The 7,699-nt window shown below is 60.5% G+C and carries 5 protein-coding genes; 2 read left to right on the top strand and 3 right to left on the bottom strand.

Features of this window, described 5'->3' with window-relative positions; translation table 11 throughout:
• The 3 genes from P3G66_RS31565 to P3G66_RS31555 form a co-directional block, all read right to left on the bottom strand.
• Positions 1 to 2,665 (bottom strand): isopeptide-forming domain-containing fimbrial protein (locus tag P3G66_RS31565; protein WP_276117858.1); only part of this gene is annotated, 2,665 nt, incomplete at its 3' end.
• Between the two features lie 979 nt (positions 2,666 to 3,644).
• Positions 3,645 to 4,391: a glycoside hydrolase family 25 protein gene (locus P3G66_RS31560; protein ID WP_003942452.1), complete on the bottom strand. Its 747-nt coding sequence runs from the start codon at positions 4,389 to 4,391 to the stop codon at positions 3,645 to 3,647.
• 56 nt (positions 4,392 to 4,447) lie between these two features.
• On the bottom strand, positions 4,448 to 5,785 hold the full coding sequence (locus tag P3G66_RS31555) for a glycogen debranching protein (protein WP_042449890.1): 1,338 nt from the start codon (positions 5,783 to 5,785) through the stop codon (positions 4,448 to 4,450).
• Positions 5,786 to 5,895: 110 nt separating this feature from the next.
• On the opposite strand from P3G66_RS31555, the gene P3G66_RS31550 reads away from it, so the two are divergent.
• Together P3G66_RS31550 and P3G66_RS31545 are read left to right on the top strand one after the other, a co-directional pair.
• Entirely contained in the window at positions 5,896 to 6,594 is a 699-nt protein-coding gene (locus P3G66_RS31550; protein WP_209448175.1) for a haloacid dehalogenase type II, read from the top strand.
• A gap of 72 nt (positions 6,595 to 6,666) precedes the next feature.
• The gene (locus tag P3G66_RS31545) at positions 6,667 to 7,578 is read left to right on the top strand and encodes a cation transporter (protein ID WP_276117857.1); all 912 of its coding nucleotides are present in this window, start codon (positions 6,667 to 6,669) and stop codon (positions 7,576 to 7,578) included.
• The last annotated feature ends 121 nt before the right edge of the window (positions 7,579 to 7,699 follow it).

Raw genomic sequence — 7,699 nt, 5'->3', positions numbered from 1 at the left:
AACCGTCCACCAACGTCGCGTTGTCGAGAACCTTCGACAGATCATCGGTCAACACAACAGGATTGAGCGTCGTCTTACCGGTGTTCGTACCTGTCACCGTATACGTGATCGTCTGACCAGCATTGACGCCGGTACCCGACGCAGGATCTGCAGTCTTCGCGACAGTGAAACCGGGAACCGAGTGATTCGTCTCAACCGGCGGCGGAGTGATGTCCGGACCGGTCGGCGGCTTCGCAGTACCCGTGACCTTGTTGTTCAGGACCGTACCCGCAGCGACACCGTCGTTGACCTTCACCTCGTAGGTCAGGACAACCGACTTGCCGGCTTCGAGAACGCCAGTCCACGAGAGCGTCGTACCCGACAAAGTCGGAACAGCCACGGAAGCTCCGTCAATGGTCGCCTTCAGCGAACCAGGAACGACAGCAGCATTATTGAGGACCGCACCCAGATCGTCATTGATCTGTACCGGATCAAGCTTCGTCTTGCCGGTGTTGGTGCCGGTGACGGTGTACTTGATCGACTCGCCGGCCTGAACCGTCGAACCGGAGATCGGATCGGCAGTCTTCGCCAGCGTAAAACCTGGAACCGAGTGATTCGTTTCCACCGGAGGAGGAGTGATGTCCGGACCGGTCGGCGGCTTCGCAGTACCGGTGACTTTGTTGTTCAGAACCGTTCCCGCGGCAACGCCGGCATTGACCTTCACCTGGTATGTCAGAACAACAGACTTACCGGCCGGGAGATTCGCGGACCACGACAAAGTGCTGCCCGACAGAGTCGGAGCAGCAACGGGAGCACCGTCGATGGTCGCCTTCAGCGAGCCCGGAACGACAGCAGCATTGTTGAGAACCGCACTCAGATCATCGGTGATCGTCGCGGGAGTCAGGGCCGTCCTGCCGGTGTTGGCACCGGTGACGGTGTACGTAATGGTGTCGCCGGCCTGAACCGTCGAACCGGAAACCGGATCAGCCGTCTTGGTCAGCGTGAAACCAGGCATGGGATGCGTCGTGCAGAGATTGGTTGCAGGATCACATGTTGTGGGGGGAGTTGTAGTCCCCGGAACCAGATAGTTGTTCAGAACTTTGTTGCCGCCGTCTTTGACAGTGACGGTGTATGTGACTGTCCCCTTGCCGCCGGCCGGCAACGTGCCGCCGACCTTGATCTTGTCGGCGCCGTTCAATGCGGCGGTGAGTCCGCCGGTTGCAGCACCGACCGCAACTGTTCCGTCATCAATGACGTCGGCGAGGTAGTCCGTGTAGTCGATCGTTGCCGGCGCAGTGCCCGGATTCTCGAAATTCAGAGTGTAGGTGATTGATTGGCCGATATTGACCGTCTCACCGGTAGGTGGTGACGACGACTTCTTCACGAGAACCGGGGTGTTCTTGACCTTGCAATACACGTTGTCACCCGGTGTAAGTGCTGCCTGCGCAAGGTCACCGACCCTGAGGGCCTGGGTCACGCCGTTTACCTGGCAATCCCACGATGTCGCATAGTTCGCGGTCTTGGTCGCCGAGGTAGTTGGCTTCTCCCAGAACGTGACAGGGGTGGGCGTGGTATCTGCGAGGAGCGTCCGCCAGCCAGTCGATGCCGTCGTATCAGTCGCACCGGTCGTGGTGCTCTTGATCTCGGTTGCTGCAGCGGCGCCTGCATCAGCGTGGTGTCCGGTGCTCATGCCGATAGTGAAATCGTCACCGGGGGTGACGCGCGTGAGGTCCTTGTCGATCTTGACCTTCGACAGCAAAACACCGAACGCCAGACCCTGACGAGAGGTGTCCAGAACAGTATTTCCGAACGTCGCCGCGAAGTTGGTCGGAGCGGTCGATGCCACAACCAAAGTGCCTGGCGAATACTCCTTGTTGTTGACCAGGTTCCACGAATCGCATCGGACGGTGGTGGCGGGCATAGCCGTCAGCCCACCGTCACAAGCCCGAATTCCGGGGTAGCCGGGCGCATCCGCACCAACCGTGCGTGCGATCTGGCGGAGAGGCTTGTCAGAATTGAAGGTCAGGAACTCTTTGTCGGTCGACGTGTTGGCGTCAGTCGACTCGGCGTCAGCAGCGACGAGGCCGTAGTTGTAAATCGGGCCGTTCGGCCCGGTCATCACGATGTTCTTCAGCGACACCGTTCCGCCGGATTGACCATTGTCAGCGGACTTCTGATAGATCGCAGGCTTGATCGTCGACGGCACACCCGTGTACGCAGACGAGCCAAGAGCTGCGTAGTGCAGGGTGGGAAGTTCCCTGGTTTCGATCCCCTGGTGTGTCTTTCCCGCTACCGAGTCGGTGAGGAAGGCCTTGAAGTTGATCTTGTAACCGTCGGTGAGCTGGATTTCCATCGACTGCCCTGCCGCAGAAGCAGCCGTTGCCGCATCGAGCGTCGACATATCGATCCAGCAGATGTTCTGCGAGAACGGACCGGTGCCGGGGGCGCTGAATGCGCAGCCTTTTGCAGGCTGTTCATCCGGAAGAACAGCGGCGCGAGCCGGCGCCTGAGCCTGAACGGGGCCGCCGAGCGTCGCGGCCGGCTGCGCTGACGCAACCACTGCCGTCGCGCCGGAGATACCGAGAATCATCGCGATGGCGGTCCATACCACCGTCCACGCTCGCACCCAGGGCGGGAGCCCTGCGGTGAATATGGCCGACCTTGTCGGCGGTATGTCGTTAGGCATTTCTTACTCCCCAGGATGTGCCTGATCGATGTTCGATGGACGGAGATGCGAGAGCGCTGGCGCGAACTCCCGGTTGATCGGTTGGTTCGGGTCGATGCGCCTGTTTTCGGCTGATCGACCTCACACCGGACGCTGTTGCCGGTCCTGTCATTCGAGCTCCTCTTCGGAAACACCTGCGTGTTGGAAGAGCCGCCCTGAACAGGACCTTGGCCCTCGAAATCCGCGCAAATCGAGAGCAACCTTCCAGTTATCAGGAACAAGATAACAGATAACCGGGAGCTTGCCCATCGAAAGTCGGGCAAAGCAGACCGATCGACGTTTTTGTTCGTAGATCGGACAAGCTTCGAGGAGCAGTGTTGTCCGAGCGGACAATTCAGCCCTCGGAGTGCGGCACCGCGGCGAACGCGATGACATTCAAGGTTTCCGCTGACCAGATCGGGTGACGACCAACCTCGAGGAAGATATGGAATCTGGACAAATGCCCAATATGGATAAGGCCTGTTGGATGCGCCACAGACCCTTGAACGACGTTCGGAAACCCCGTCCTGCATGGAGTCCGATCACGCGTGCGAGCCCGTCGAAATTGATCGAATTGATCCAGACCACACTCAGCGACGGCTGCCGGTAACGAAGCATCCCGAGGCTCCGATAATTGGATTGCGAGGCACCAACTTCGCCCGAAACCGGGCGGCCGCCTTCGATTCAAACCCAACTTCAAGTCCGTTTTGTAGCTTTTCAGGCAGAGCAGTTCTGCTCATTTTCTGCCGTAGCTATTTTCCGATCCTGCTCAGCTAGTCGAAAGTTCAGCGACCGTGGCTACCGCCCGGCAGAATTCTCGTAACTGACGAGCAACAACCGGACTAACCAGCCAAGCGTCACAAGAGTGCCAAAAAGGGCCCTTCCGCGTGCCTCGAGGCAAATGCATCGAGGGCGAAAGGGCCCGAACCGGGCACCACGGAGCCAAGGGCCCCGCCGCAAACTAGCTGCTGCCGAACCCCACACTGTTGGCGTAGCGATCGAAATCGCCCTGGGCTCCGCTGTAGACGTTGATATCAGTGTTTCCGGTGATTCCGGGGATGCGTCCGGTGCTGGTGTACTGCCAGAAAGTCCAGTTGGACCAACCGCCGGGTAGCGGCCCCGGTGCGTTCTGCCCGTTGTAATCGGCGATCCACAGCGGGTAGTGGTTGAACTCGGTGGTGTTGGCCATCTGAGTACGCCAGAAGTTGGGATACGTGTAAATGATGGGCTGCCGCCCGGTAAGTGCCTGGACTGTATTCAAGTAGCGATGAGTCCAGTCGATGACCTGCCCGGCGGGCAGTCCCTTCGCGTCCTCGAGATCCAGAACGGGCGGGAGGTCACCAGGTCCGTTGATACCCAGGACGATCGCCGAATAGAAGGCGGCCTGGGCTTCGGGGGACTGGCGAACGTCTGCGTAGTGGTAGGCCCCGCGCGAGACGCCGGCAGCACGCATGACCAGGCAATCCTGGATGAAGTACGGATTGACGTAGTTGAGCGACTCGGTGGCCTTGACCATCGCGAACTCGTGCCCTGACGCCTTGACCTGGAACCAGTCGATTCCGGTTCCGTCCACGTGTTGCCACGAAGAGACGTCCGGGCCACGGGGAGCGTCGGCAGCGGCGAGGCCAGGTGCCGTGATCGCGATGGCAGCTGCCATCGCGATCGGGGTGAGCTTGCCCAGTGTCCTGACGATCCGTCGCTCGACCATTTCCCGAGACTAAGGTCGACTAGTCCGTTTTGTCCCCTAATTCAGGGAATGTTCACTCAACCGAGCCAATCGAGAACAGCCGCAGCGGTCCACGACTGTTGCATACTGCCCAGCGGCTCACCGGTGAAAGGCTCGTAGTATTCGGCAAAACTGCCATCGCTGGCCTGCCGCAACCCCTCCGAACGCAAGACGTGCGATCTCTCGGCCCACCCCCGACGCGCGAACGCCCACGAGAACAACCACGTGATCACCGGCCACACCGGGCCACGCCAATACTCCCGAGGACGGAAATCGCCGGAAACCGGAGACGTCGACGGTGGGACAGCAAACCGCATGTCCGGGTGACCACAGAATTTGGGCCCCTCGAAAGTGCGCAACAGAGCGCGCTCGGCATCGCGGCTCAGGCCGCCGCACAGCAACGGCGCAAACATCGCGATGGTCTCGGTATGAACCCATCGCCCGGTGCGAAGATCGAAATCCTTTGCTGCACCTGATCGTTCATCGGTGGTGGCAATCACGCCCTGCCGGAATCGATCTGCCCAACCGCGCAGATCACGGACGTCGGAGTTCGGCCGCGAATGCTCCTCACCGATAGTTGCCAAGACGTCGCATGCCATCGAGAAAACCGCACTGACAAACACGTCCTCGACGGCAAAACTCATGGCAGTGGCGAGTTGAGAATCCTCGTACCGCACGGCCTTCATCTCTTCGAGAAGCCAAAGGTAGCGGTCGTATTCGTTATCCGTGGGCCGCTGAGACAGGTCCGTCACCACAGCGAGATCAGCACGCTGATACGCAGGAACTTGTCCCGCAACAACATTCGCGTACGCCAGATCCCACCGCGGAGAGTTGTCCATCCCAGATTCCCACCCGTGATAGAGCGCGATACGGCCGTTGCCGTCGAGATCGCGGGCCTCCGCCAACCACCGGTGCCACCGAACCAGATCGCTCCAGCGCCGGTCGAGGAACTCTTCCGCGACCGCACGCGTCGTACGTCCGTGCCGACGCGAATGATCGAGAATCCGCTGCACCGCGATCGCGTGAACGGGGGGTTGGGTGATTCCCGATGTAGCGGTACCCAAAGGAGCATGCGCTGCCAACGCATTGACATCCCACCGCGTCGGGCCGGGGAAGTAGCCGTCGACACCGTTCGCGAACACGATGTGCGGAATCATTCCGTTCTTCCACTGAGCCGAGAGCAAGGTATCGAGCTCTACTACCGCCCGTTCGACGCTGAGCGGCGCCAGACCTACCGCCACGAACGCGGCGTCCCAGCTCCACATGTGGGGATACAGCTTCGGGGCAGCGCTGGTCATCGTGCCCAGGTCGTTTCCGCGCAGCAAGTAGGCAGCTCGGGCGGCGAGCTGAGTCGGGGTAAATCCGCGGTCGGCCATAGATGTCTATTTTGCGACGCGTCGAGCCTTTGCGCTCACCGAGCACGAATCCGGCGCTGCAGCCGCAATAATGAAGGAAGTCCGTCAGGTGATCTCGGAGTGGAGGCCTAGTGCGCGAGAAGATCAAAGCACTGCTGTTCGACGTCCAGGGCACAGCGACCGATTTTCACAGCACACTGTGCCGAGAGGCCCGTCGAATCACCGACGCCGACGTGGACTGGCCAAGATTCGTCAATCTCTGGCGCGCTGAGTACTTCGCGAACACCTCCGAGGCCGACGACTCCACAGGCGAATGGGTGACAGTACATTCGGTGTACCGCGAGGCTCTGCGCAAGCTGTTGGCCCGCGAGAGCATCGAACTTTCCGATGCCGAACAGGAAGAACTCACCACCGCCTGGAAATTCCTGGACCCGTGGCCCGACACTGTCGCCGGCCTGACAACCCTGCGCCAGCAGTACACAATCGCTGCCTTGTCCAACGCCGACGTGAATGCCGCAGTCAGCATCTCCCGGCACGGAAATCTGCCATGGCATGCCGTCTTCACTGCCGAAATGGCCGGCGTCTTCAAACCAGATCCGAAGATCTACCACCTGGCTGCTCGATATCTCGGGTACGACCCGGCCGAGATCATGATGGTTGCCAGTCACAAATATGACATCCGGGCAGCCAAAGCTCTCGGATTCCGCACAGCCTTCATAACTCGACCACTCGAATTCGGAGCCAGGGGCAATCCCGATGTGTCCTTCTCCGACGAGTTCGACATCAACGCCGAGGACTTTCTCGATCTGGCAGCGCAATTGGTCCACTGATCCCGTGCCTGCGCGTCGTTGCTGGTATTCCTACGTGAAGGAATATCGAAACGGACAGGCGGTTTGGAATTCATGGGCACCAAGGAAGACAGCGCTACCCGCGAACGCAAGGCCCTGCGGTACTCGCTCGTGGTCGCAACGGCGTTGGCTGTGCTCGCCGCATTCTGGGGCTGGATCTCGCAGACCCAGGTGATCCTGCTCGACGGTGTGTACGCCCTCATCGGAATGGTGTTGACGGCGCTCTCACTGCGGGTCTCGCGGATAGCCGACTCGGGCCCCACCGCACGCTTCCCGTTCGGCAAGGAGGCATTGATCCCGGTCGTCATCGCTGTCCAGGGCATGGCACTACTGGCGACGCTCGCCTACGCCGCAGTCGAGGCAGTTCGTGTCATCCTCGCGGGCGGAGCCGACGTCACCGCGGGGTCTCTGGTGGCATACGGCGCTGTCAGCGCGGTGGTGTCGATCATCATCTGGCGCTACGTCCGACAAGTCGACCGCACATCTGATCTGCTCGTCGCCGAAGCCAGGCAATGGGGAGCGTCGGCTGCCTTCAGCGCGCTGGTCGCGGTCGGTGCTGTCGTCGCAATGATCCTGGGCCGCACCGATTTTTCCGACGCCGACCGATATGTCGACTCCGTCTTGGTCCTCCTCGGCTGTGCGATGCTGGTCCCGCAACCGTACGCACTTCTGCGAACCGCACTGATCGAACTCCTCGAAGGTGCTCCCGGCGAAAACGTTCAGGCCCGCGTGCACGAAGCCATCGCCGTCGTCCGCGACGAATTCGGTTTGGACGAACCGACTCTCACCATGAGCAAGGTGGGTCGCAAGCTGTATGTCGAAGCGACGTTCATGGTCGCGCCACACAGCTGGGACATCGACGGTGAAGACGCAGTACGACGCTCGTTCGCCACCAGCCTCGCCGATCTCCCCTACGAACCGTGGCTGAACATCGAACTGACTACAGATCCGGCGCTGATGCTCTAGCGACGGAATCTGCTCTCGAACAACAGAATCACGACGGCCGGGCCCACCTCACCTTCTCGAAAACGTCCTTGACTCGAAAGTATGTTCGAGTATGATGGGAGGTGGAACGGGGGGTTCTCAT

This window comes from Rhodococcus sp. C3V, assembly GCF_029269915.1.
In the GTDB taxonomy this organism is placed as follows: domain Bacteria; phylum Actinomycetota; class Actinomycetes; order Mycobacteriales; family Mycobacteriaceae; genus Rhodococcus_F; species Rhodococcus_F qingshengii.
Note: the sequence above shows the minus strand (reverse complement) of the source record. Positions and strands in the feature narration are given on the sequence as shown.